At 64.7% G+C, this 22,404-nt stretch carries 23 protein-coding genes; 13 read left to right on the forward strand and 10 right to left on the reverse strand.

What is annotated here, in order from left to right; all coding sequences use genetic code 11:
- The 7 genes from JMY28_RS29675 to JMY28_RS29705 all read left to right on the forward strand — a co-directional run.
- Positions 1 to 613, forward strand: a 613-nt coding sequence (locus JMY28_RS29675) for a TOBE domain-containing protein (protein WP_201699487.1), incomplete at its 5' end; no start/stop codon positions are given.
- 13 nt (positions 614 to 626) lie between these two features.
- A complete protein-coding gene (locus JMY28_RS29680) occupies positions 627 to 1,598 on the forward strand; it encodes an ABC transporter permease subunit (protein ID WP_201699488.1) in 972 nt (323 codons plus the stop codon).
- Positions 1,595 to 2,506 (forward strand): ABC transporter permease subunit, encoded by a 912-nt coding sequence (locus tag JMY28_RS29685; protein ID WP_201699489.1) that lies wholly within the window; start codon positions 1,595 to 1,597, stop codon positions 2,504 to 2,506. The genes JMY28_RS29680 and JMY28_RS29685 overlap by 4 nt, the downstream gene beginning before the upstream one ends.
- 88 nt (positions 2,507 to 2,594) lie before the next feature.
- Positions 2,595 to 4,187 carry a DUF3138 family protein gene (locus JMY28_RS29690; RefSeq protein WP_201699490.1) on the forward strand — a complete coding sequence of 531 codons (1,593 nt, stop codon included), beginning with the start codon at positions 2,595 to 2,597 and terminating at the stop codon, positions 4,185 to 4,187.
- A 61-nt stretch (positions 4,188 to 4,248) separates the two neighbouring features.
- Positions 4,249 to 5,541 (forward strand): NAD(P)/FAD-dependent oxidoreductase, encoded by a 1,293-nt coding sequence (locus JMY28_RS29695; RefSeq protein WP_201699491.1) that lies wholly within the window; start codon positions 4,249 to 4,251, stop codon positions 5,539 to 5,541.
- Positions 5,541 to 6,845 (forward strand): NAD(P)/FAD-dependent oxidoreductase, encoded by a 1,305-nt coding sequence (locus tag JMY28_RS29700; protein WP_201699492.1) that lies wholly within the window; start codon positions 5,541 to 5,543, stop codon positions 6,843 to 6,845. Before JMY28_RS29695 ends, JMY28_RS29700 begins: the two co-directional genes overlap by 1 nt.
- 115 nt (positions 6,846 to 6,960) lie before the next feature.
- The gene (locus JMY28_RS29705; RefSeq protein WP_201699493.1) at positions 6,961 to 7,935 is read left to right on the forward strand and encodes an aldo/keto reductase; all 975 of its coding nucleotides are present in this window, start codon (positions 6,961 to 6,963) and stop codon (positions 7,933 to 7,935) included.
- Here the strand turns inward: JMY28_RS29705 and pdxR are convergent.
- Positions 7,883 to 9,415, reverse strand: a complete 1,533-nt coding sequence (gene pdxR, locus JMY28_RS29710; RefSeq protein ID WP_201699494.1) for a MocR-like pyridoxine biosynthesis transcription factor PdxR — start codon at positions 9,413 to 9,415, stop codon at positions 7,883 to 7,885. The two genes, JMY28_RS29705 and pdxR, sit on opposite strands and share 53 nt — an antisense overlap.
- A 102-nt stretch (positions 9,416 to 9,517) precedes the next feature.
- On the opposite strand from pdxR, the gene JMY28_RS29715 reads away from it, so the two are divergent.
- Positions 9,518 to 9,982, forward strand: a complete 465-nt coding sequence (locus tag JMY28_RS29715) for a GNAT family N-acetyltransferase (protein WP_201699495.1) — start codon at positions 9,518 to 9,520, stop codon at positions 9,980 to 9,982.
- A gap of 24 nt (positions 9,983 to 10,006) precedes the next feature.
- Here the strand turns inward: JMY28_RS29715 and JMY28_RS29720 are convergent, their stop codons facing one another.
- The 3 genes from JMY28_RS29720 to JMY28_RS29730 all read right to left on the reverse strand — a co-directional run bounded on the left by JMY28_RS29720 (position 10,007) and on the right by JMY28_RS29730 (position 12,535).
- Positions 10,007 to 10,585 (reverse strand): DUF3501 family protein, encoded by a 579-nt coding sequence (locus JMY28_RS29720; RefSeq protein WP_201699496.1) that lies wholly within the window; start codon positions 10,583 to 10,585, stop codon positions 10,007 to 10,009.
- A 39-nt stretch (positions 10,586 to 10,624) separates the two neighbouring features.
- Complete coding sequence (locus tag JMY28_RS29725) at positions 10,625 to 11,977, reverse strand: heterodisulfide reductase-related iron-sulfur binding cluster (protein ID WP_201699497.1); 1,353 nt, start codon at positions 11,975 to 11,977, stop codon at positions 10,625 to 10,627.
- 135 nt (positions 11,978 to 12,112) lie between these two features.
- A complete protein-coding gene (locus JMY28_RS29730; RefSeq protein ID WP_158760823.1) occupies positions 12,113 to 12,535 on the reverse strand; it encodes a rubrerythrin family protein in 423 nt (140 codons plus the stop codon).
- Positions 12,536 to 12,842: 307 nt separating this feature from the next.
- Here JMY28_RS29730 and JMY28_RS29735 point away from each other — a divergent pair, with 307 nt between their 5' ends.
- Together JMY28_RS29735 and JMY28_RS29740 are read left to right on the forward strand one after the other, a co-directional pair.
- On the forward strand, positions 12,843 to 13,202 hold the full coding sequence (locus JMY28_RS29735) for a DUF3564 domain-containing protein (RefSeq protein ID WP_042268533.1): 360 nt from the start codon (positions 12,843 to 12,845) through the stop codon (positions 13,200 to 13,202).
- Positions 13,203 to 13,445: 243 nt separating this feature from the next.
- Positions 13,446 to 14,234, forward strand: coding sequence for a DNA/RNA non-specific endonuclease (locus tag JMY28_RS29740; protein WP_201699498.1), 789 nt, complete (start codon positions 13,446 to 13,448; stop codon positions 14,232 to 14,234).
- A gap of 32 nt (positions 14,235 to 14,266) precedes the next feature.
- Here JMY28_RS29740 and JMY28_RS29745 read toward each other — a convergent pair whose 3' ends face one another.
- Together JMY28_RS29745 and JMY28_RS29750 are read right to left on the reverse strand one after the other, a co-directional pair.
- The gene (locus JMY28_RS29745) at positions 14,267 to 14,857 is read right to left on the reverse strand and encodes a BPSL1445 family SYLF domain-containing lipoprotein (RefSeq protein WP_201699499.1); all 591 of its coding nucleotides are present in this window, start codon (positions 14,855 to 14,857) and stop codon (positions 14,267 to 14,269) included.
- A gap of 22 nt (positions 14,858 to 14,879) precedes the next feature.
- Positions 14,880 to 15,812 carry a M23 family metallopeptidase gene (locus JMY28_RS29750; RefSeq protein WP_236597106.1) on the reverse strand — a complete coding sequence of 311 codons (933 nt, stop codon included), beginning with the start codon at positions 15,810 to 15,812 and terminating at the stop codon, positions 14,880 to 14,882.
- A 344-nt stretch (positions 15,813 to 16,156) separates the two neighbouring features.
- Here JMY28_RS29750 and JMY28_RS29755 point away from each other — a divergent pair, with 344 nt between their 5' ends.
- Positions 16,157 to 16,417 carry a hypothetical protein gene (locus tag JMY28_RS29755; RefSeq protein ID WP_201699618.1) on the forward strand — a complete coding sequence of 87 codons (261 nt, stop codon included), beginning with the start codon at positions 16,157 to 16,159 and terminating at the stop codon, positions 16,415 to 16,417.
- Positions 16,418 to 16,441: 24 nt separating this feature from the next.
- On the opposite strand, the gene JMY28_RS29760 is transcribed toward JMY28_RS29755, so the two are convergent.
- From JMY28_RS29760 to JMY28_RS29770, 3 genes are all read right to left on the reverse strand, one after another.
- A complete protein-coding gene (locus tag JMY28_RS29760; protein WP_201699500.1) occupies positions 16,442 to 17,683 on the reverse strand; it encodes a dienelactone hydrolase family protein in 1,242 nt (413 codons plus the stop codon).
- 79 nt (positions 17,684 to 17,762) lie between these two features.
- Positions 17,763 to 18,404: an HAD family hydrolase gene (locus JMY28_RS29765; protein ID WP_201699501.1), complete on the reverse strand. Its 642-nt coding sequence runs from the start codon at positions 18,402 to 18,404 to the stop codon at positions 17,763 to 17,765.
- 177 nt (positions 18,405 to 18,581) lie between these two features.
- Positions 18,582 to 19,313 (reverse strand): Crp/Fnr family transcriptional regulator, encoded by a 732-nt coding sequence (locus tag JMY28_RS29770; protein ID WP_407945554.1) that lies wholly within the window; start codon positions 19,311 to 19,313, stop codon positions 18,582 to 18,584.
- Positions 19,314 to 19,438: 125 nt separating this feature from the next.
- Here JMY28_RS29770 and JMY28_RS29775 point away from each other — a divergent pair, with 125 nt between their 5' ends.
- Positions 19,439 to 19,987 carry an Mpo1 family 2-hydroxy fatty acid dioxygenase gene (locus JMY28_RS29775; RefSeq protein WP_201699502.1) on the forward strand — a complete coding sequence of 183 codons (549 nt, stop codon included), beginning with the start codon at positions 19,439 to 19,441 and terminating at the stop codon, positions 19,985 to 19,987.
- A 19-nt stretch (positions 19,988 to 20,006) separates the two neighbouring features.
- Here the strand turns inward: JMY28_RS29775 and rarD are convergent, their stop codons facing one another.
- Entirely contained in the window at positions 20,007 to 20,900 is an 894-nt protein-coding gene (gene rarD / locus JMY28_RS29780) for an EamA family transporter RarD (RefSeq protein ID WP_201699503.1), read from the reverse strand.
- Between the two features lie 462 nt (positions 20,901 to 21,362).
- On the opposite strand from rarD, the gene egtD reads away from it, so the two are divergent.
- Entirely contained in the window at positions 21,363 to 22,367 is a 1,005-nt protein-coding gene (egtD, locus tag JMY28_RS29785) for an L-histidine N(alpha)-methyltransferase (protein ID WP_201699504.1), read from the forward strand.
- Positions 22,368 to 22,404: the final 37 nt, after the last annotated feature.

Here is a 22,404-nt window from a genome sequence, read left to right on the forward strand (position 1 = left end):
CGAACCGATGTCGGCGCTCGACAAGAAGATCCGCCAGAAGACCCAGCTCGAACTCGTGAACATCATCGAGAAAGTCGATGTCACCTGTGTGATGGTCACGCACGATCAGGAAGAGGCGATGACCATGGCCAACCGCCTCGCCGTCATGAGCGAAGGCCGCATCGTGCAGATCGGCTCGCCGGGCGAAGTCTACGAATTCCCCAACAGCCGCTTCTCGGCCGAGTTCATCGGCTCGACCAACCTGTTCGAAGGCAAGGTCGTCGAGGACGAGCCCGATCACATCTTCGTGGAAAGCGAAGACCTCGAAACGCGCATGTATGTGAGCCATGGCGTAACCGGGCCGCTCGGCATGCCCGTTGGTATTTCGGTGCGCCCGGAGCGTGTGCGGGTGACGCGCGAAAAGCCTGGCACGCCGCACAACTGGGCGCGCGGCGTGGTCACGGACGTTGCCTACATGGGCAGCTATTCGCTTTATCACGTGCGTCTTCCGGGCGGCAAGGTGGTCGTCTCGAACCTCTCCAGCTCGCACCTCATGAACGAGGGCGCGCCCGCCTGGAACGACGACGTTTATGTGTCCTGGTCGCCGGCCAGCGGCGTCGTGCTCACGCAGTAAGGAGGCCTGAATCATGAGTACCTCTCTTCCCGCTACGCCTGCTGCCGGCAATACCGGCAGCGGCGCCCGCCGCGGCGCACTCGCGCGCCTCTTCTCGCGCTTCGTGCCCTCGGGCCGCACCGCCGTGATCGGCGTGCCGTTCGTGTGGCTCACGCTGTTCTTTGCCGTGCCGTTCGTGCTCGTGTTCAAGATCAGCTTCGCCGACCAGATGATGGCGGTGCCGCCCTACACGAACCTGGTGCAGATGAAGGACGGCGTCGTGCATTTCGCACTGCAGCTCGGCCACTACGCGTTCCTGCTGCAGGACGACCTGTACATCGCCACCTACATCAGCTCGCTGAAGATGGCGGCGGTGTCCACCGTCCTCTGCCTTCTGATCGGCTATCCGATCGCCTATTACATTGCGCGCTCGAATCCGGCCACGCGCAACCTGCTCATGATGGGCGTGATGCTGCCGTTCTGGACGTCGTTCCTGATCCGCGTGTATGCGTGGATCGGCATCCTCAAGGACGACGGCCTGCTCAATCACACACTCGTGGCCATCGGCCTCATCCATTCGCCGCTTCGGCTCTATCACAGCGACGCGGGCGTCTATATCGGCATGGTCTATTCGTACCTGCCGTTCATGGTGATGCCGCTCTACGCGCACCTCGTGAAGATGGACCTCACGCTGCTCGAAGCCGCCTATGACCTGGGCGCGAAGCCCTGGGTGGCGTTCACGCGGATCACGCTGCCGCTCTCGAAGAACGGGATCATCGCGGGCAGCCTGCTCGTCTTCATCCCAGCTGTTGGCGAGTACGTGATTCCCGAACTGCTCGGCGGCGCCGACACGCTCATGATCGGCCGCGTGATGTGGGACGAGTTCTTCAACAACATGGACTGGCCGATGGCCTCTGCCGTGACGGTCGCGATGGTGCTGCTGCTGCTCGTGCCGATGGCCCTCTTTCAGCACAACCAGGTCAAGCAACTGGAGGACGGCAAATGATCAAGCCCAACCGTACACTTTCCGCGGGCGTTCTTACCCTCGGCTTCCTGTTCCTCTACATCCCGATCATCAGCCTCGTCGTGTACTCGTTCAACGAGTCCAAGCTCGTCACGGTGTGGTCCGGCTTCTCGCTGAAGTGGTACGCGGCGCTGCTGCAGGATGACGAACTGCTCAGCGCGGCGTGGCTGTCGCTGAAGATCGGTCTGATGACGGCATTCGCATCCGTCGTGATCGGCACGTGGGCCGGCTACGTGCTCGCGCGCATGGGCCGCTTCAGGGGCTTCGCGCTCTTCGCCGGCATGATCAACGCGCCGCTCGTGATTCCCGAAGTCATTCAGGGCATTTCGTTGCTGCTGCTGTTCGTCGCGATGGAACAGCTCCTCGGCTGGCCGAAGGGTCGTGGCGTCCTGACCATGTGGATCGGTCACGTGATGCTGTGCGTGTCCTATGTGGCGATCATCGTGCAGTCGCGCGTGAAGGAGATGAACCGCTCGCTCGAGGAGGCCGCGCTCGATCTTGGCGCTACGCCCTTCAAGGTGTTCTTCGTAATCACGCTGCCGCTGATCTCGCAGGCGCTCATTTCGGGCTGGCTGCTCTCGTTCACGCTTTCGATCGACGACCTCGTGCTCTCCGCGTTCCTCTCGGGCCCGGGCTCGACCACGCTGCCGCTCGTGGTGTTCTCGCGTGTGCGTCTCGGCCTGAATCCGGAGATGAATGCGCTTGCCACGCTCTTCATCAGCGCGGTGACGATCGGCGTGATCGCGGCCAACCAGATCATGTCGGCCCGCGAAAGAAAGCGCCTGCGCGACATGCAGCTCGCCTTCGTCCAGCCCGATGCCGCAGAAGCCATCAAGCCAGCCGCGCCCGCTGGCGCGGTGGGCGCACCTATCGGTCGCCGCGCGGCCTGATGAGGATTGCCAGGTAAGGAGGCGCGGCGCATGCCGCTCCTCACCGCACTCGAACCGATTGCAATAACGACCAACAAGGAGAATTTCGATGAAGAAGAAGTTAATCTGTCTGCTGGTGGCCGGGGCGCTGCCAGGGCTCGCGCTAGCGGACTCGACCAGCGAACAGATCAAAGCCCTGCAGGCACAGCTGAATGCCCTGCAAAAAGAGGTGAAATCGCTCAAGACCGAACTGGCGCAATCGAAGCCCACCGCGAAAACGGCAGCCGCAGCGCCGGCCACACCGGTTACACCGGCCACCGCCGCCGCTCCGGTCGTGGACATCAGCTCGCCCGATTACGGCAAGGCGCAGGCGAATCTGACCAACGACCAGGTCGACGCGATGAAGCAACAAATCGCCAGTCAGCAGCTCAAGGTCGATTCGCTCACCGACGCCGCCAATACCGGTCCGCTCGCGGGCCTTTCGATCACCGGCTACATCGACCCGACGTATATCTACAACCGCGCGCCGGGCACGTCGTCGTTCCTGTTCGCGAACCATACGGGTGCGTACAACTACTTCAACAGCACGTTCGGCGATGTCTACCTCGACATCAAGAAGACCTTCGGCGTGGGCCCGATGGCACCTTCGGCCGAAATCACGCTCATGCCCAACCGCGGCAACGGCATCACGCTGCTGCAGAACGAGCATGGCGAGATCGGCAACAACATCCTGAACACGGCTGTCGTTACCGTGCCGGTGACCTCGACGGGCACGTTCGTCGCGGGTCTCATGCCGAGCTTCGGCGGCTATGAGGTGCAGCAGTCCAACCAGATGCTCACGCTCACGCATAACCTGCTCTACGATTTCTCGGATCCGGGCAGCTATGTGGGCGTCGGCTGGAACTACACGCCGGACGGCAGCCAGTGGGCGTTCAAGTTCATGGTCGGCAACGAGCAGTACCGCACCAACGGCGCGGTCGTGCAGACGGGCCAGAACGCGCTGGGCGACCCGATCACCACGAGCAACAAGATCCCGACGTTCACGGCGCGCGCGGATTACACGTGGTCGAGCGCGCTCGACATTGGCGGCTCGTTCAATATCGGTCGCCAGACGCTGCCGAGCGCATTCGATTCGACGACGGGTCAGGCCGTGTACGGCGTGGGTGGCCAGGCATCGAGCTCGGGCGGCTACTTCTTCTTTGGCGAAATGGACGCGACCTACACGCTCGCGGACATCCAGTACAACGCCGAAGTCGATTACGGCCAGCAGCAGCGCGCCGCGTTCAACGGCGGCAACGCGCAGTGGTACGGCTTCTCGCTGCTCGCGCACCGCAAGTTCAACGCGCCGGTGGTTGGCCGCATGGGCGTGACGGCACGCTACGACCTGCTCGCGAACGGCAAGAACGGCGGCGGCGGCGGCGGCATCGTGCTGAATTCGAACGGCATGGACACGGCCAACGGCTTCGGCATTGGTGCGGACTGCCTGGCGAATTCGCAGGCAGGCGGCGGATTCGGCTTCGAGTGCAAGGGCGCGACGCGCCAGGACGTGGCGCTCGACCTGCTGTTCTACCCGACGCAGCAAATCCAGGTGAAGGTGGAATATCGCCACGACTGGGCAACGCAGCGCGTGTTCCTGCACGACGACGGCTCGTACGGCAAGAGCAACGACTTGCTCGGCGCGCAGTTCATCTACTCGTTCTGATGAAGTCGCGGCGGGCGGCGCCCTTGTGCTGTCGCCCGCTGCTTCCTGGTACGCTTTTCCTATGCTCAAATTCGCCAATCAGCCTCATGCCCCGTCCTGGTACGCGGCCACCGCCAACGACACCACCACGCACCCTGCGCTGGAAGGTGCGATCGATGCCGATGTCTGCGTGGTCGGCGCGGGCCTCACGGGCATTTCCGCCGCGCTCAACCTCGCGGAACGCGGCCACCGCGTCGCGCTCGTGGAAGCCTCGCGAGTGGGGTGGGCTGCAAGCGGGCGCAACGGCGGGCAGTTGATTGGCGGTTTTGCCTGCGATATCGACACGTTCGCGCAGTTCATGCCCGAAGCCGAGGTCCGTCAGGTCTGGGACATGGGCCTGGAAACACTCGACATCGTGAAGCGGCGCGTCAAGCAGCACAACATCGACTGCGCGCTCACGGCAGGCTATTTCACCGCGGCGAACAAGGCGCGCGACGTGGATGCACTCCAGCGCTGGCGCGACGAAGCGGCGCAGCGCTTCGGTTACGACCGCTTCCAGTACGTGGACGGCGACGATGTGGGGCGCTATGTGGCGTCGGCGCGCTATGCGGGCGGCCTCTACGATCCCGATAGCGGCCATCTGCATCCCCTCAACTACACGCTCGGTCTGGCGCGCGCGGCGCGCGAAGCGGGCGTGCGCGTGTATGAGAACAGCCCCGTCACACGTCTGCGCGAAGAAAACGGCGGGCATGTGGTCGAAACCGCGCGGGGCAACGTGCGTGCGAAATTCGTTGTGCTCGCATGCAATACGTATTTGGGCGATCTCGCGCCGGCACTCTCGCGCAAGATCATGCCCGTGGGCACCTATGTGATCGCAACGGAAAAGCTGGGTGCCGAGCGCATGAATGCGCTGATGCCGGCTCAGGCCGCCGTATGCGACAGCCGCTTCGTGCTCGACTACTTCCGTCCTGCGCCGGACACGCGCCTGCTCTGGGGCGGGAAGGTGAGCTATTCCACCTTCGCGCCGCCCAATCTCGGCGACGCCATGCGCCGCGACATGCTGAAAACGTTTCCGCAACTCGCCGATGTGAAGGTGGATTACGCGTGGGGCGGCTATGTGGATATCACGATGAACCGCGCGCCGCACTTCGGCCGCCTCTCGCCCACGGTGTATTTCGCGCAGGGCTTCTCGGGCCACGGCGTGAACACGACGGGACTCGCGGGCACGCTGATCGCCGAAGCCATTCATGGCCAGGCCGCGCGCTTCGATCTGTTCGGCAAGATCCGACACCGCGATTTTCCCGGCGGCGCTACACTGCGAACCCCTGCCCTCGTGCTCGCGATGGCGTGGTATCGAATGAAGGACCTGCTTTGATGACACTCGACCTCGACGCCCAGGCGGACGCTCTCGCCCGCCACTCGTACTACGAAGCCACCGCCACGCGCCCCGCCGACGACGACCCCATGCTGGAAGGCACGCTCGACGCCGACGTCTGCGTGATCGGCGCGGGCTTCGCCGGGCTCTCGGTTGCGCTGGAGTGCCGCGCGCGCGGCCTTTCGGTCGCGGTGCTCGACGCGCATCGTCCCGGCTGGGGCGCCTCGGGCCGCAACGGCGGGCAGACGCTCGTGGGCTTCGCGAAAGACGAAGTGCTCGAAAAGCAGCTCGGCGCGCAAGGCATACGCGCGGCGTGGGCACTTTCCATCGAAGGCGTGAACCTCGTGCGCGAGCGCATTGCGCGCTATGGCATCGATTGCGACTTCACGCCGGGTTATCTGACCGTTGCGACGAAGACAAAACGCGTGCCCGATCTGCGCGCGTGGATGGACGCGGCGCGCGCACGGTGGGGCTACGACCGCCTCGAATGGCTCGATACCGACGCCACGCGCGCACGTGTGGCGTCGCAGCGTTATATCGCGGGCGTCTACGATCCGGTCTCGGGCCATCTTCATCCGCTCAAGTACTGTCTTGGCCTCGCTGCCGCCGCGCGCAGCGAAGGCGCGCAACTCTTCGCCCATACGCGCGCGCTCGAAGTCGTGCGCGGCGCACGGCCCGTGGTGAAAACCGCGCACGGCGAGGTGCGCTGCCGCTTCGTGGTGTCGTGCAGCAACGCTGCTCCGGGCGGCGTGTTGCCAGGCGCCGTGGCCGCACGCATCGCGCCCATCGCGTCGTACATCATTGCGACCGAGCCGCTGGGGCGCGAGCTGGCCGACTCGTTGATCGCGCAACGTTCCGCCGTGTGCGACAACAACTTCTTTCTCGACTATTTCCGCGTCTCGGCTGACGACCGCATGCTGTTCGGCGGCCGCGCCGATTCGACCGGCGCCGCGCCCGAACGCCTGACTGCGGCCATGCAAACGCGCATGAGCGACACGTTCCCGCAACTCGCCGCGGCGCGCGTGGAATACGCGTGGGGCGGCTTCGTCGATGTCACGCGTAACCGCGCACCCGACTTCGGCGCGATCGACGCGAATTATTACTACGTGCAAGGTTTTTCGGGGCACGGGGTCGCGCTCACGGGCATTGCCGGGCGTCTCGTTGCGCAGGCCATCGTGGGTGAGCGCGCCTCGTTCGATCTGTTCGTGCAACTGCGGCACGCGCGCTTCCCCGGCGGCCCCGCGTGGCGGCGGCCCGCGCTCGAAGTCGGCATGCTTTATCACCGCGTGATGGAAATGTTCTGAAACGGCACGGCCAGCACGTTCTCCCCGCTTGTTATACCCTTGCGAAAGTCCGCCGCCCTCGCGCGGCGCACGCACTTCTTCTGCTTGTATCGCCTTTTCGCCAGGAGCAACAGCAATGGATTACGTCAGGTTCGGCTCGACAGGGCTGCAGGTTTCGCGTCTTTGCCTCGGTTGTATGACTTACGGCGTGGCCGAGCGCGGCACGCACCCTTGGACGCTCGGCGAGGACGCCAGCCGTCCGCTGATCCGCCAGGCGCTCGACGCCGGCATCAACTTCTTCGACACCGCGAACACCTACTCGGACGGCACCTCGGAGGAGATCGTCGGGCGCGCGCTGCGCGACTTCGTCAAGCGCGACGACATCGTGCTCGCAACGAAGGTGTACAACCGCATGCGGCCCGGTCCGAACGGCCAGGGCCTTTCGCGCAAGGCCATCCTCACGGAAATCGACCATAGCCTCAAGCGGCTCGGCACCGATTACGTCGATCTCTACCAGATCCATCGCTGGGACTACAACACGCCCATCGAAGAAACGCTCGAAGCGCTGCACGATGTGGTGAAGGCGGGCAAGGCGCGTTACATCGGCGCTTCGTCCATGCATGCGTGGCAGTTCAGCAAGGCGCTCTACACCTCACGCCTGAACGGCTGGACCGAGTTCGTGAGCATGCAGGACCACGTGAACCTGCTGTATCGCGAGGAAGAGCGCGAAATGCTGCCGTTGTGCGCCGATCAGGGCATTGCCGTGATGCCCTGGAGCCCGCTCGCGCGCGGCCGCCTCACGCGCGACTGGAACGAGACGAGCGAGCGCGAGGCAACCGACAAGTTCGGCAAGACGCTCTACGGCGCCGACGCGGATAAAGCCATTATCGATGCGGTCGCAACGATCGCGCGTGCGCACAACGTTCCGCGCGCACAGGTCGCGCTCGCGTGGCTGCTGCACAAGCCGGGCATCACTTCGCCGATCATCGGCGCCTCGAAGCCGCAGCATCTCGAAGACGCCGTCGCGGCCCTCTCGCTCAAGCTATCCGACGAAGAGATCAAATCGCTTGAAGCGCCTTATCTGCCGCATGTGATCGCGGGCCATCAGTAAGCGACGAGGCCGCGGCCAAACGCTCGCGCACGATGCGCGCGAGCGTCTGCATAAGCGTGTCGGCAACGTGCGGCGGTGTTTCCGCATAGCCGAGCAGGAAGCCGTTGTAGCGCGTGGCGTCCGGTGCATCGACGCAATACGCGCTCAATGGCGAGAGATGCAGGCCGTGCGCGCGCGCGGCTTCGCTCACATCGGCGTCGGTGAGCGCTGCATCGAGACGCACGCTCAGATGCATGCCGCCCGCGTCCGCCGATACCGTCATCACCCCTGCCAGATGTTTGTCGATTGCCGCGACAAGGCCGTCGCGGCGCTCTTCGTAGAGCTTGCGCATGCGCCGCAAGTGGCGCGCGTAGCGCCCGCTTTCGATGAATTCCGCCAGCGCCAGCTGTTCCGCCACGCGCCCCTGGCGCACGAGCGTGTGATGCGCCTGCGCGAACTGCGCCGCCACACGCTGCGGCACGATCATGAAGCCGATGCGCAGGGCCGGAAAGAGCGTCTTGCTGAAGGTGCCGAGATAGATCACGGGCGCGTCGTCCGCGAGGCCCTGGATCGACGGCAGCGGCGGTCCATCGTGGCGCAGCTCGCTGTCGTAGTCGTCCTCGACGATCCACGCGCCGCACGCACGCGCCTGCTCGATCAGCGCGAGCCGCCGCTCGAGGCTCAGCACGCAGCCGAGCGGATACTGGTGCGACGGCGTGAGATAAACGAGTCGCGGCGGACGCTCGCGCCAGTCCTCGGCGCGCGCCGCCATGCCCGCGGCATCCACGCTCATCGGCACGAGTTGCAGCCCCGCCGCCGTAAAAGCCACACGTGCGCCCAGATAGCCCGGATTTTCGATCCACGCGCGTTCGCCCTCGTCCGCGAACAGACGCGCGCATAAATCGAGGCTCGACTGCGTGCCGTCCGTGACGAACACCTGGCCGGCCTGGCAGCGCACGCCGCGCGAAACCCGCACGTATTGCGCAATCGCCTGGCGCAGCGCCGGCATACCCGCGCTGTCGCCATAGCCAAGATCGTGCGCGCGCAACTCGCGCAACGCGCGCTCGACGGCGGTGCGCCATTGCGCGTAGGGAAACGCGTCGAGCGCGGGCACGCCTGGGCGCAGCGCCTTGGGACCGTCGCGGCCGGTGCGGCGCGGCGGCAGTTCGCGCACGCGGCGCGCGAGCGCAGGCGCGGGATCTTCGCGCAGCGCGGATTGCGCGGGCGTGGCCGCCGCAGTCGCATTGACCGCGTTGACGACCGAACCGTGGCGCGTAGCGCTGACAAAGCCCTCTTCCACGAGCCGCTCGTACGCATAGAGCACCGAATTGCGCGCAATGCCGAGTTGCTCTGCGAGCGCACGGCTCGACGCGAGGCGCGTGCCGCGGCCAATGTCGCCGTCGAGAATCGCGCGGCGCAGGCTCTCGTAAAGCAGGTCCTGCTGCGTGAGCTTGCGCACGGCGCGCTTCGCATAGGCCGTCATCATCAACGCGTAGTCCAAACCCGTGGCTCCATTGTTCTCGGTTTCGGTGGGACTAACAATGGTGCCACAAGTCGCTTACGCTTGGGGGTTTGGGCAAGCCTGCAAACAAGGAGACAACGCATGACCGACACGACGCTTCAAGTACGCGCCGTCGCACCCGACGATTTCGAGGCATGGCTGCCGCTATGGGACGGCTATAACCGCTTCTATGGCCGCTTCGACACAACCGCGCTGCCGGAGCACATCACGCGCACGACATGGTCGCGCTTCTTCGACGGCTATGAGCCCATGCACGCGTTCATCGCCGTGCGCGGCGAACGCGTGCTCGGCCTCGTGCATTTCATCTATCACCGCAACACGATTCTGGAAGGGCCGATCTGCTATTTGCAGGATCTCTTCACCGTGGAGGACGCGCGCGGCCAGGGCGTGGGCCGCGCGCTGATCGAGGCCGTGTATGCGCACGCGAAGGCGTCGAATTCGTCTCGCGTGTACTGGCACACGCACGAAACGAATCACACGGCGATGCGGCTTTACGACGACGTGGCCGTGAAGCCCGGCTTCGTCATGTACCGCAAGGACGTTTGATCAGGCGTGTGAAGCGCCTCGTCCTCAGGCGAGATCCTTGAGCAATGAGGCGCGCACTTCGCCGTCGATGGTCTGTGTCGGCACGCGGTAGTTCGGGTGATCGCAGCCTATCGTAAGCACGGCGCCTTCGCGCAGGCGCATTTTCATCTGCGGCGTGAGTTCGAAACGCACGAAGTGCACCGCCGAGGTCTTTTCGGCGTTTTCGCGTTCGAGGTCTTCATCGGCAATCGCGTAGACGGGCGGCTCGCCTTCCACCTGAACGAACACCTTGTCCTCGATGCCGATGAGCCGCGCGAGCGCCGCGCGCCGTTCGACTTCGCTTTCATATTCGAGCTGCATGGTCGCCTTCAGGTTGCCGTCGGGCACGAGCGGCAGATAAGCCGCGAGTTCGCCCTGAATGCCGTCTTCGTCGAAGATCTTTTCGATGTGCAGCATCTCCTGAATCTGATAGCGGATCGTGGTTTCGTCCTCGAACAAGAACGTGAGGTGATTGCCGAGCGACACCACGCGCTGCTTCTTGTGCTCGATGATGCGTTTGCGCATATCGCCCCGCACCCTGGCGTAGGCTTCCAGCGTCAACAGCGAATTTCTCGCGATCGTCATGAGTCTTGCCTCGTATATGTTGCGTGTTGGCGTCGGGACCTAAATGCCATAGGCGCGGCGCAGCAGGGTAATGGGGTGAGCGAGCGGCGGCTCGCCTAGCTGGTTTTCCGCGATGCCCTGCGCAATGTGATGACCGGCAAGCTGGCAATCGGACGAGATGAAGTTCGGCCCGGCCTGGCCTGGCTCGGCCTGGCCCATCTGCTTGAACACGGGCGTGCCGATCTTCATCGACATGGCGTGGAATTCCTTCTTCACGCCAAACGTGCCCGCGTGGCCCGAACAGCGCTCGACCACGGTCACTTTCGTCTCCGGCACGAGCGAAAGCAAATCGAAGGTCTTGCGGCCGATGTTCTGTACGCGCGCATGACACGGCACGTGATACGACACGTTGCCAAGCGGCGCGCGGAAATCGGTCTTGAGCAAGCCGTCGCGATGACGCGCCACGAGATACTCGAACGGGTCCCAGAACGCGTCGCTCACGGCTTTCGTGTTGGCGTCGTCGGGGAACATCAGCGGCAGTTCGTGCTTGTACATGAGCACGCAGCTCGGCACCGCGCCGATCAGCGCGTAACCTTCGCGCGCGTAACGCACGAGCATGGGCATGTTCTGCGACTGCTTGTGCGCCACGCCCTCCAGATTGCCCTGCTCGAGCAGCGGCATGCCGCAGCACCATTCGCTCTTTACCAGCTCGTAGGGGATCTCGTTGTGGTCGAGCACCGCGAGCAAATCGTGGCCAATGCCGGGCTCGTTGAAATTCACGTAACAGGTCGCGTAGATGGCCACCTTGCCCGGCGTGCGCTCGCCGTCGCGCACTTCGCTCGATGCCGCGCGTTTTGCAACGTTACGAAACTTATGCGTCGCGAAGTCGGGGAGCCACGCTTTGCGATCGACGCCCAGCATGTCTTCCATCGCGCCGCGCATCGCCTTCGTGTGGTTGATCGCGTTGACCGCTTGCGTGACGACGGGAATGCCGGCGATCTGGCCTAGCGCGTCGGTGTTCGAAAGCACGCGGTCGCGAAACTTCACTTCGCCCTTGCGATAGTGAACCGCTTTGGCCCGCAGCATGAGATGCGGAAAGTCCACATTCCACGGATGCGGCGGCACATAGGGGCACTTCGTCATGTAGCAGAGATCGCACAGATAGCACTGGTCGACGACCTTGTCGAAAGACGCCTTGTCGACGTCGTGCGCTTCGCCGGTATCGGTTTCATCGACGAGGTCGAAGAGCGCGGGAAACGCGCCGCATAACGACACGCAGCGCCGGCAGCCCGCACAGATATCGAACACGCGTGCGAGTTCCGTATCGAGCTGGGCCTGATCGTAAAAAGCGTCGGAGCGCCAGTCGAGCGGATGGCGCGTCGGCGCTTCGAGACTGCCTTCCTTGTGGGGCATGACGTCTCCTTCTTTTATTTATCAGCTAAATACGCGGCTAAACGAGCGCGCGCGTACGCGCGCCGGTGCTTGCCCGGCACGCGAAAGAAAAAGCGCGCGCGTCATGGGTGCGTGCCGGGAAGCACGCGACGACGCTCAATCCGCCAGAACCTCCAGCGCCTTCGTATAACGGTTGGCGTGGCTGCGCTCGGCCTTGGCGAGCGTCTCGAACCAGTTCGCGATCTCGTCGAAGCCTTCGTCGCGCGCGACCTTGGCCATGCCGGGATACATGTCGGTGTATTCGTGCGTTTCGCCCGCAATCGCTGCCTGCAGATTCAGGCGCGAGCTGCCGAACGGCAGCCCGGTTGCCGGGTCGCCTACCGCTTCCAGATATTCGAGGTGGCCGTGCGCGTGGCCGGTTTCGCCTTCAGCGGTCGAGCGAAACAGTGCCGCGACATCGTTTTGTCCTTCTACGTCGGCCTTGGCTGCGAAATACAGATAACGGCGGTTGGCCTGTGATTCGCCGGCAAATGCATCCTTGAGGTTCTGTTCCGTCTTCGAGCCCTTGAGCTGTGACATCTGTGCCTCCATCGTTCGACCTGATATGTGGGGACGCGACGCAATTCACCTTCGTGCAATGCAGCATGCGTGGGCGACTTCGCCGCACTATCAATCTAGGCTGTGGTGTTTGCGTTCCCAATTGTGAATTTCAATCCCCGCGATAGCGTCACCGGGTTTACGCGGGCGCAAACTTACATAAACGGGGCCGGTCGAGGCACGCGCGGTGCGCGCGACGATCTGTCCTGCACTCTTCGCTTTGCGCGCGCGCGGAGTCGTCCTAGACTTTAAAATTGCCGACGCCCCCGATCAATTTTGCGGAGATGCCATGCGACTTACAATCCTGATCAACGGTTCCGATCCAACCGTCAATCACGACTATGCAGTGCTTTGGCTCGACACCGACCAGCAACGCTGGTCCCGCGAGTCTCACGAAGGGATCGACCTGCCAGAATGGGGTGAATTACGCGACGTGAATGGTGTCACGTCGTTATGCGCGCCGCTCGAAAACGAGCCGCTGTGCACTCTGCGCGGTCTGCATGTCAACCGCCGCCAGGAAATCAGTTCCGCGCACGGCGACGCGACATGGTCGTGTGAAACCTCGCACTCGCCGATGGAAGGCCAATGGCGACTCCAGGCCGTGGACCGCCAGATGGTCCGCGCCGAGCATTCGCTTTTTGCAGGCTGATTTGTTGGTGGTGACCTGATCGATTGAATGCAGGCGGCATCATTTGCCGCCTCGCTCCCCGCGCAGCAACGCAACGCTGCCGCGCTCATTGCAGCTGCTTTAGCATCACCTCCCGCTTGCGCCCGCCCACCCGGCGGGCGCGCGTTTTTTTGCGCCGCGCTTTCCTCGCGCCTCCACGTGCCTGCATGCGCCCGCTATACTTTCAGCCCGCTTGATCCCACCCCAGTCCAGCCAGTCCCCTCGATGAAGAAGCTGTTCGCCTCACTGATTTCCTCCCTGCTGCTCGTCGCCGCCAGCCATGCTTACGCCGCGCCTGCCTGTTCGCAATTCGTACCCGACGGCCAGTTCCCGACGCTCACGAATCAACGGATGGCGCCTAAGACGCGCATGCTTTGCTACTCGGATTTCGTCGTGCTGCATTCGGGCGTTACGCACGGTCCGCTGTGGTCCGCCGAGCATCTGACGCGCGATCACCTCGAAGCCGCGAAGGACATGACGCGCACGAACCGCTTTTTCGAAGACGACCGCCTGCCCGAAGGTGAAGGCGCGACGCTCGCCGACTACAAGCGCAGCGGTTTCGACCGGGGCCACATGAGCCCGGCAGGCAACCGCTGGAATGCACAGGCGATGGCGGAATCGTTTTCACTCGCCAACATCGTTCCGCAGAATCGCGAGAACAATCAGCGCCTTTGGGCGCATATCGAATCCGCTGTGCGCAAGCTCGCATCGAAGTATGGCGAAGCCTATGTCGTGACCGGCCCGCTCTTCACGGGCGCACAACTGCAGACCGTCGGCGCGACGCGCGTGCTCGTCCCGACGCAGATCTTCAAGGTCGTGTACGTGCCTTCGCAGCAACTCGCGTTCGCCATCGTCGCCGACAATACGGCTGTCGATCGCTATGACGTGCGCTCGGTGCGCGATCTCGAAGCGCAGAGCGGCATTGCGTTCCCGGGCATTCCGGCGGATGTCGCGGCCAAGGAAAAGGTCTCGTTCAACGGCCGCGGCTTTGCCGTGAGCAAATGGGGCTGGTAGGCGGGTAAGGCGGGAGCCGCGCGACTGTAGCGCTAGATATCGAGCCGCGAGACTTTCGATCCCTCCAGCGAAACGCCCGCCATGAGGCCGCCGTTCGTCAGCACGAAGGCTTCGATGGGGTTCACCGCCGTCGAGGTATCGATCTTGCCGTTGGCGCCCATTTTCACGAGCGCGACGGTGGCGTCCGCGCCCACGCTCCAGCCGCTGCTGCGCTTGAAGCGGTCGAGCGAGGATCGCGTCATGAACGCATAGACGACGGCGCGCGACTGCGCGCCGATCTGGGCGCCGAACGAGCCCCCCATCGTCGTGAAGTAGCCAGGCGTGCGGCCTTCCACGCGCAGCGCGCCGCGTCCATATTCGGCGCCGATCACGAAACCCGCGCCCACGACTTCCGGAAACACGAGCACGCCACGCGCCTTGGCAATGAGTTCGCGAGCGCCCGACACGGTCCGATAAAGGCGTTCGAGGGTTTCATCGACACGCATGTCGATCTCGCGGCGCGCAACGGCATTCTCCGTGGCGGGATCGGCATCGGCGGAACCGGAGGTCGTCGTGCAGCCCGCGCTCGCCGCGAGCCATCCGGCAATGGCCAGCGAGCCGGCGAGGAATTCCCTTCTCTTCATCTTGATTCGGTATCCTTTGTAATTATCGAGGCGCCTTTGGCAGCCACGCGAGCGGATCGACGGGCTTGCCGTTCTCGCGCACCTCGAACATGAGGGCGGAGATGCCCGCGCCATCCGTGCCGCTCACGGCAATCGCCTGGCCCTGTTTCACCACGTCGCCCTCCTTCACGAGCAGCCTGGCGTTGCGGCCGTAGGCCGTGACCAGACGCGCGTCGTGCTTCACGATGACGAGCTTGCCGTACTCCTTCATGCCACTGCCGGCATAGACCACGCGGCCCGATGCCGCTGCTTTCACCTGTTGGCCCGGCGGCCCGGCAATCACCACACCCTTCGATTTCCCCTTGAAGGGCTGCGCAACACTGCCCTCGATCGGCCAGATGAAACGGGCGTTGCTGCGCGCGGCGGCGGGTTTCGGTGTGGCTGCGGGTGGCGCGCTCGCTGCGGTTGCCGACGGGGTTGCGGGCGTGGTCTCCGCATTGGCCGCCTTTGCGGCGGAAGGCTTCGCGGTCGTAGTCGCGGGCGCGGCAGCGGCAGCTGTGGCGGCCGCGGGCGGCGCGACGCGCAAGATCTGTCCCACTTGGACCTTCCCGTCGGCGGGCAGCTTGTTCCAGCTCACGAGGTCGGCGGGGCGCTGTCCTGAGGCTTTGGCAATGCGATAAAGCGTGTCGCCGGACTTCACGCGATAAAAGCCGGACGGGCTCGTTTCGGCCGCGCCGGAGCCCGAAGGCAACGCCGAAGCGCCAACGGCCGGAGGCGGCACGGCGGTCGTCGTGACGCCGGCGTCCGCGGCCTCCCCGGCCTCGTCGCTTTGCGCAGGACGCCACGGCGTGATCGTGCAGCCGCTCAATGTCAAATCAAGCGCGATGGCTAACGCGAGCGTTGCGCCGACCGCGATGCGCGAGGCCTCGGCACGTCGCGTGGCCCCTTGGTACTGGCCGCGCATCGTCAGGCCCACGGATCAGCGTTATCCGCCGTGTCCGCTCCCGCGTTTTCAGATACCTTATCCAGAATTTCCATCGATGACTCCTTGCTCGTACTGAGACAGATCGCCCGCGCCTGCGCGCGCGGGTGCGTCATCATCGTTGGTTTGCCTGTGGATGCCGTGGTTTAGCGCGAACGAGTTGACCTGTATCAGCGGGTGCGGCGTGGCTGCGTGTGGCTTTGACATCGACGTGACAAGTCCGCCTCAAATTTAGGCAGAAAAGACGAAGCGACCGACAGGAATCGACGAAGAGAATTGAAGGTGGGGGATTGGCTTTCTATAATGCAGCCCCCGTCACGCAGAAGGAGGATCAAACGGTGTTCGACTCATACGCAAACGACAACGACGTGCTCAACGTACAAGGCGACGCGCTCACGCTCACGAACGGCACGACGCGCGTGACGCTCGCCGGCACGCTGGAATTCACGCGCGACAAGCGCGGCCTCGCCGCCGCGCTGGCGCTGAAGGCGGTGCTCGACGACGTCGTGAAGAAGTTGCAGGCCGACCCGCACCTGCCCGCGAAGGTCGCCGACGAGCCGGACCAGAAACCCGGCGTCGTCGACAATCCGTTCAATTGATCACGCTTATGCGAATCAAGCGCTTTAAAACGGCTTGCCTTCGCTCTCGCGCCAGGCGCGCGCCATGAGCGTGTTCGACGGCAGCGTTTCGTCGAGCAGCTTCTTCGCGCTTTGGGCGCCCGCGATCGGCAGGCCGGTGGGATCGATCGCGCCGATCTGCGCAAGCACCGAAGCCTGGTCCCAGTAGATGTGCTCGTTATAGAGCTTGTTGCCGCGAAAGCAGATCACAGCAAGCATCGGCACTTCGAAGTATTTCCCCGTGGGCGCGAGGCCCGGCAGCAGCCAGTCGATTTCGCGGTCGTGCGTGCAGCAGAAGATGAACTCGTCGACCACGCGGTCCGAGCCGATCGTGCGCGAGATCGGGATCAGGCGTGTGTCCTCCGGGTTCGAATGCACGAAGTGGTGTGTGTAGAAGCGCTTGAGCTCGTCGTGGCCCACACCGCCAGTCATCGTGGGAATGTGGTTGACGTAGGGTTGCGCGACCATCGTCGGCATCACGTCACTCGGGTTGCGCGCGACGAACTCGTGATAACAGTGCTCTTCCCACAGCGCGTTGAAGTCGTAGATCGGGCCGAGCACGCGGCGCAGCATGGCGAGCGTGCGCGAGTACGCCATCATCGTGGCCGGCTTGTCGTACGTCGAGCGCGAAGACGAAGCGAACGCGTGATCGCAGCCTGGGTACGTATACAGCTCGACGCCAGGCTTGCCCGCCAGCGCCTGCGCGATGCGTTCTCGCGTCGATGCATCGCAATGGGCGTCGTCGGCGCCGAAATGCAGCATGAGCGGACACGTGATGCGTGCGGCTTCGTCCAGATTGTTTTCGAGGCCCACGGCGTAATAGCCGATCGCACAATCGACGTCGGTGCGCGTCGCGCTCAGGTACGCGAGCTTGCCGCCGAGGCAAAAACCCACCACGCCGACCTTGCCGCGATGCTGCTCATGCGCGCGCAGCGCGGCGAGCGTTTGCGCCACGTCTTGCATCGCAAGCTCGACGTCGAAGCGCTCGTAGAGCGAGAACGCCTTTTGCGCGTCGGCGCCTTCGTAGCCGAGATCGACGTTCGGCTCCAGACGCCAGAACAGGTCCGGCACCATCACAACGTAGCCTTCCTCGGCGTAGCGGTCGGCGAGCGCGCGCATGTAGCCGTTGACTCCGAAGATCTCCTGCAGCAGCACGAGGCCAGGGCCGCTACCCTCGGGCGGCAGCGCCGTGTAAGCGCGAAATTCGCCGCCGTCGTGCGACTTCACCTGGGTCCATTGTCCGTTCATCGGTGTGTCTCCTCCGTTCGTCCTGGTTAGTTGCGGTAGGTTAGCGTCGATCTCGCGCCGACGCAGCGCGTCGAACCATTCACGCCGCGCCGAAGCCGCCCGCCGCCGCGAGCGGCGGCAATGCCGACTCGCCACGTATCCACGCGTACTGTGCAAGCTCGGCCATTTCCTTGTCGCCGCGGCTGTCGCCATAAGCGTAGAGCGTGGCAGGCGGATTCGTCCCCCACCATGCGCGCAGCCGCGCGACCTTCTCCGGGCCCCAGCAGTTATTGCCCGCCAGATGGCCCGTGTACACGCCATCGCGCCATTCGAGCTCGCTCGAAAGCACGGTGCCGATGCCGATCGCCTTAGCCCACATACGCAGATAGATCGACGGCGACGCGCTCACGAGCACGACCTCGTGCCCGAGCGCCTGGTGTTCGGCCACGCGCGCGAGCATGTCGGGGCGCAGCAGCGCCGGCAGACGCCGCTCGACGAAGCGCTGCGCAGCGGCTTCGAGCACCTCGCGCCGCACGGGGCCCATGGCGGCGTACAGGAAGCGCGCCTTGGTCGGCCCGCGCGGCGACCAGCCGAGCGGAACGCCGATGAGCGAGGGCAAGCAGCGCAGCGCGGCGACAGCGAAGCGGGCGGGGCCGACGGCGTCGAGCATGAAGGCGCGAAAGCTGTCGGACGTGGTGATGGTGCCGTCAAAGTCGAATGCGGCGACGACGCGGTCGTTCATGAAGCGATATGAGCCATGCGTGGAAGAAAAGGCGACGCGACTGGGCGCGCCGAACGGCCGTCATTGTCAGCGCAAACGCGATGTGGCTGCAAACGGCGCGCAAGCGCGTTCTGTGATATTGACGTAATTCGTCAATGTGTATCGATATGGACATGCATTGACGCTCAAACATTGGCGTCACTGTGCTTGTGCCGTGAGACCCGCGGCATCGACGATCTCGATTTCGCCATAGCGCAACGCGAGCAACCCCTCACGCTCGAACTGGCGCAGGATCTGGTTCACCGTTTGCCGCGAGAGCGCGAGCATCAGCGCGAGATCCTCCTGAGGCACGTTGATCACGAGGCGCGAGCGCGACGCGTCGTGCGTGGCAGCGGCGGCCTCCCCGTACTCGTTCGAGAGCAGCAGCAAACGGCGCGCAACGCGCGCGCAAGCGCCCAGCAGCGCGCTTTCCTCGATGGCGTCGAACGCCAGCCGCAGCTTTTGCGCGAGCAGCAGGCCAAACGCGTGCCAGTACGCAGGCGTTGCGTCGAGCAGCGCCAAGAGCGCCGCGCGCGGCACGTGAAAGAGCGTGGCGTCGCGCTCGGCGTAGGCGTCGTGCGTGCGCGCGCCGCCGTCGAAGAGCGCGACCTCGCCGAACCACTGCGCGGGCCCGACCACGGCGAGCAGCGCCTCACGGCCCGCTACGCTCGCCGCCCCCACACGCACCGCGCCTTCCAGCACGCAGTAGAGGCCGTCGTCGGGGTCGCCGCGCATGAAGAGGCGCTCGCCCGCCCGCAGCGTGCGCACGCGCCCCGCCGCGCGCAACGCGTCTCGCAACGGTTCAGGCGCGCCGCGAAACCACGCGCTGCGTTCGAGCGCGGCGGCGGACGGTGAACTGGCGGCGATGGGCGGTGCGGAACGTGAGGTCATCGGGACTGGGCAAGTGGGCCGAGCGGGCCAGGCGGCCCAAAGAAAGCAGCGCAATTGTCGGCTAGCCGAAGGTTTGCGCTCGTCAGCCCGACGATCATAATGATTTTGGAGACAGAGAGACACCCATGAGAAACCTGACCGAGCAACTCACCCAGTACGCGGCTTATCACCGCGACGCGCGCAACATCGGCACCCATTTCGTCGGCATTCCGCTCATCGTGCTCGCGCTTGCGGTGCTGCTTTCGCGCCCTGTGATCGCGCTCGCCGCGTTTGGCCTCCCGGTTCCGGTGTCGCCTGCGTGGCTCCTCTTCGGCGCCTCCACGATCTACTACCTCGTGCTGGACGTGCCGCTCGGCCTCATGATGGCGGTCGTCAGCGCCGCGTGCGTGGCGTTTGGCGCATGGCTCGCTCAGCAAGGCACCGCGGCGTGGCTGGGCGGCGGCGTGGGTCTGTTCGTGGTCGGCTGGATCTTCCAGTTCGTCGGGCACATTGCGTGGGAGCATCGCAAGCCCGCCTTCGTCGACGATCTCATCGGCCTCTTGATCGGCCCGCTTTTCGTGCTCGCCGAAGCGCTGTTCAGCATCGGCTGGCGCCCGCAGCTGCGGGCGGCTATCGAGGCAAAGGTGGGACCCACGCGCATCAATCCGCCGCGCGCTCAGGAAGCGCGGCAGTAGCCCGCCGTTGAAAAGACCCTCAGCGTTCGAACCGTATGAGCCGCGCCGCGTGCACTGCCGTGAGCGCGACGGCGAGCCAGATCGGCACGTAAGTCCCCAGTTGGCGCATGCCGAGATGCTCGCCCAGCAGCGTGACCGAAACGATCACGAGAAGCACCGGCTCGACATAGCCGAGGATGCCGAAGAGCGCCATCGGCAGCAGCCGGCTCGCCTTCAGGTATGACGCGAGCGCGACGGTGCTGAGCACGCCGAGTCCGGGCAGCAGCACGAAGGCGAGAAACTTGTGCGCGTCGAGCAGCGCGAGCGAGCCGCCCGCGCGCACTTCGATCACCGCCACCGGCACGAGCAGCAGCATCTCCACGGCAAAGGTGACGAGCGAATCCGCGTGAATCTTGCGGCGCAGCACGAAATACGGCGGATAGCCAAACGCAACGAGCAGCGTGGGCCAGGAGAACGCGTGCGTGGCCCATAACTCGTGCGCCACGCCCACGGCGGCGCACACCACTGCGAGCCATTGCAGCGGTTCGAGGCGCTCGTGATAGTAAAAGCGCCCCACCAGAACCATGATGAGCGGCAGCAGGAAGTAGCCGAGCGACACCTCCAGCATGCGCCCGTGCAGCGGCGCCCACAGAAACACCCACAGTTGCGAGCCCAGCAGCGCGGCGCTCGCCACCAGCGCGAGTGCGGTGCGCGGCTCACGCGCCATGCGCGCGACGAGCGCGCGCAATTGCGGCGCGCGCTTGCGCAGCACCAGCAGGGCCAGCGCGCCGGGCGCGGTCCAGATCACGCGCCACGCAAAAATATCGAGGCCGCCGAGCGGCGCGAGCAGGAGCGTGTAGGCCGACATCAGCGCGAACAGCGCCGAAGCGCCCACGGAAAGCGCAATGCCGCGCCCGGGTTCGTACTGGTTCATCGGGACGCGCGGGGACGGAAAGCGAAAACGCGGAGAGCGCAAGCGGCGCGGCGCGTGGATTTCGCGCGCGCAGGTAAAAACGTTGTCATTTGAATTGGCTATTGAATAAGGCGTGGGCGGGCGTCGCCGTCGCCGAGACCGCATTCTAGTCGCGTTTTGGCGACGGCAGGCGGCGCAAACCCATGCCAGACAAGGCGGGCACACGTCGTGCGCGCTTGTGGGCCTGGTACAGGCGGAGCAATTTAGTCCGGCAGATCACGCAACGATGGACTAGAACGTAAGTCTCGCCACGCCAGGCCGCTGCCTTAACTGGTTGGAATTCGCAGCTGGAATTCGCTTCGACGTGCGAGATTTCACCGGGGCCGCTGGAGCCGCGCCTCGCTTGTCCCGGAGCGCCACGCCTTCGCCGGTCGCCGCGATTCACGACGCCGTCCCCAACGTCCAACGCCCCCTGGAGCCCGCATGCCACTTTCTGCGCCCCGCCCCGCCGTTGCCGACCCCGCCCGCGCCTTCGCCCTTTCCCCCGCCGCCAGCGAATTCGCCGTCGAAGTGCGCGCGGGTTTGATGCGATCGCCGCAAAAGGAATTGCCGTCGAAGTATTTGTACGACGAAGTCGGCTCGGCCCTCTTCGAGGTCATCACCGTGCTGCCCGAATATGGCGTCACGCGCAGCGAGGAGCGCCTGCTCACGCGCTACGCGGGCGAGATCGTCGACGCGCTGCCCACCGATGTGAAAGTCGCCGAACTCGGCAGCGGCAGCGGCCGCAAGACGCGCCGCATTCTCGAAGCGCTGTGCCGCAAGCGCCCCACGTCGTACTACCCGATCGAGATCTCGCGCGCCGCCCTGCAGCTGTGCCGGCGCGAGCTGGCCGACATCGAGCGCATTTCGATCGTCGGTTACGAGCGCGACTATCTCGCCGGCCTATCCGAAGTGAGCCGCCAGCGCAGAGAAGGCGAGCAGCTGCTCGTGCTCTTTCTCGGCAGCACGATTGGCAATTTCGCGCGCCTTGCGGCGACGCGCTTCTTACGCGACATCCGCGCGATGCTGCGTCCCGGCGACACGCTCCTGCTCGGCACCGACCTCGTGAAGCCCGTCGATACGCTGATCGCCGCCTACGACGACGCCATCGGCGCCACGGCCGCGTTCAACCTGAACCTGCTTTCGCGCATCAACCGCGAGTTGGACGCCGACTTCGACCTGCGCGACTTCGAGCACGTCGCGCGCTTCAATCCGGACGTGCGCAGCATCGAGATGCATCTGCGCGCGAAGCGCGACGTGCACGCCGAGGTGCACTCGGCGAATCTCACCGTCGAGATCGGTGCAGGCGAGACGATCTGGACCGAGAGCAGCCACAAGTACCATGCCGACGAAATCCCGGCGATCGCCGCCGACGCCGGCTTCGAATGCACGCGCCAGTGGGTCGAAAAGGAATGGGGATTCGCGGAGAGCCTGCTCGCCGTGAAGTAAGCGACGTCTGAAACGAAAAAGCGGTGCGCCAATTCCC

Source organism: Paraburkholderia hiiakae (assembly GCF_904848665.1).
In the GTDB taxonomy this organism is placed as follows: domain Bacteria; phylum Pseudomonadota; class Gammaproteobacteria; order Burkholderiales; family Burkholderiaceae; genus Paraburkholderia; species Paraburkholderia hiiakae.

Coding starts and splice junctions, on each gene's coding strand:
- JMY28_RS29680 (WP_201699488.1), top strand. CDS start 627: ATGAGTACCTCTCTTCCCGCTACGCCTGCTGCCGGCAATACCGGCAGC.
- JMY28_RS29685 (WP_201699489.1), top strand. CDS start 1,595: ATGATCAAGCCCAACCGTACACTTTCCGCGGGCGTTCTTACCCTCGGC.
- JMY28_RS29690 (WP_201699490.1), top strand. CDS start 2,595: ATGAAGAAGAAGTTAATCTGTCTGCTGGTGGCCGGGGCGCTGCCAGGG.
- JMY28_RS29695 (WP_201699491.1), top strand. CDS start 4,249: ATGCTCAAATTCGCCAATCAGCCTCATGCCCCGTCCTGGTACGCGGCC.
- JMY28_RS29700 (WP_201699492.1), top strand. CDS start 5,541: ATGACACTCGACCTCGACGCCCAGGCGGACGCTCTCGCCCGCCACTCG.
- JMY28_RS29705 (WP_201699493.1), top strand. CDS start 6,961: ATGGATTACGTCAGGTTCGGCTCGACAGGGCTGCAGGTTTCGCGTCTT.
- JMY28_RS29715 (WP_201699495.1), top strand. CDS start 9,518: ATGACCGACACGACGCTTCAAGTACGCGCCGTCGCACCCGACGATTTC.
- JMY28_RS29720 (WP_201699496.1), bottom strand. CDS start 10,585: ATGACGATCGCGAGAAATTCGCTGTTGACGCTGGAAGCCTACGCCAGG.
- JMY28_RS29725 (WP_201699497.1), bottom strand. CDS start 11,977: ATGCCCCACAAGGAAGGCAGTCTCGAAGCGCCGACGCGCCATCCGCTC.
- JMY28_RS29730 (WP_158760823.1), bottom strand. CDS start 12,535: ATGTCACAGCTCAAGGGCTCGAAGACGGAACAGAACCTCAAGGATGCA.
- JMY28_RS29735 (WP_042268533.1), top strand. CDS start 12,843: ATGCGACTTACAATCCTGATCAACGGTTCCGATCCAACCGTCAATCAC.
- JMY28_RS29740 (WP_201699498.1), top strand. CDS start 13,446: ATGAAGAAGCTGTTCGCCTCACTGATTTCCTCCCTGCTGCTCGTCGCC.
- JMY28_RS29745 (WP_201699499.1), bottom strand. CDS start 14,857: ATGAAGAGAAGGGAATTCCTCGCCGGCTCGCTGGCCATTGCCGGATGG.
- JMY28_RS29760 (WP_201699500.1), bottom strand. CDS start 17,683: ATGAACGGACAATGGACCCAGGTGAAGTCGCACGACGGCGGCGAATTT.
- JMY28_RS29765 (WP_201699501.1), bottom strand. CDS start 18,404: ATGAACGACCGCGTCGTCGCCGCATTCGACTTTGACGGCACCATCACC.
- JMY28_RS29770 (WP_407945554.1), bottom strand. CDS start 19,313: ATGACCTCACGTTCCGCACCGCCCATCGCCGCCAGTTCACCGTCCGCC.
- JMY28_RS29775 (WP_201699502.1), top strand. CDS start 19,439: ATGAGAAACCTGACCGAGCAACTCACCCAGTACGCGGCTTATCACCGC.
- rarD (WP_201699503.1), bottom strand. CDS start 20,900: ATGAACCAGTACGAACCCGGGCGCGGCATTGCGCTTTCCGTGGGCGCT.
- egtD (WP_201699504.1), top strand. CDS start 21,363: ATGCCACTTTCTGCGCCCCGCCCCGCCGTTGCCGACCCCGCCCGCGCC.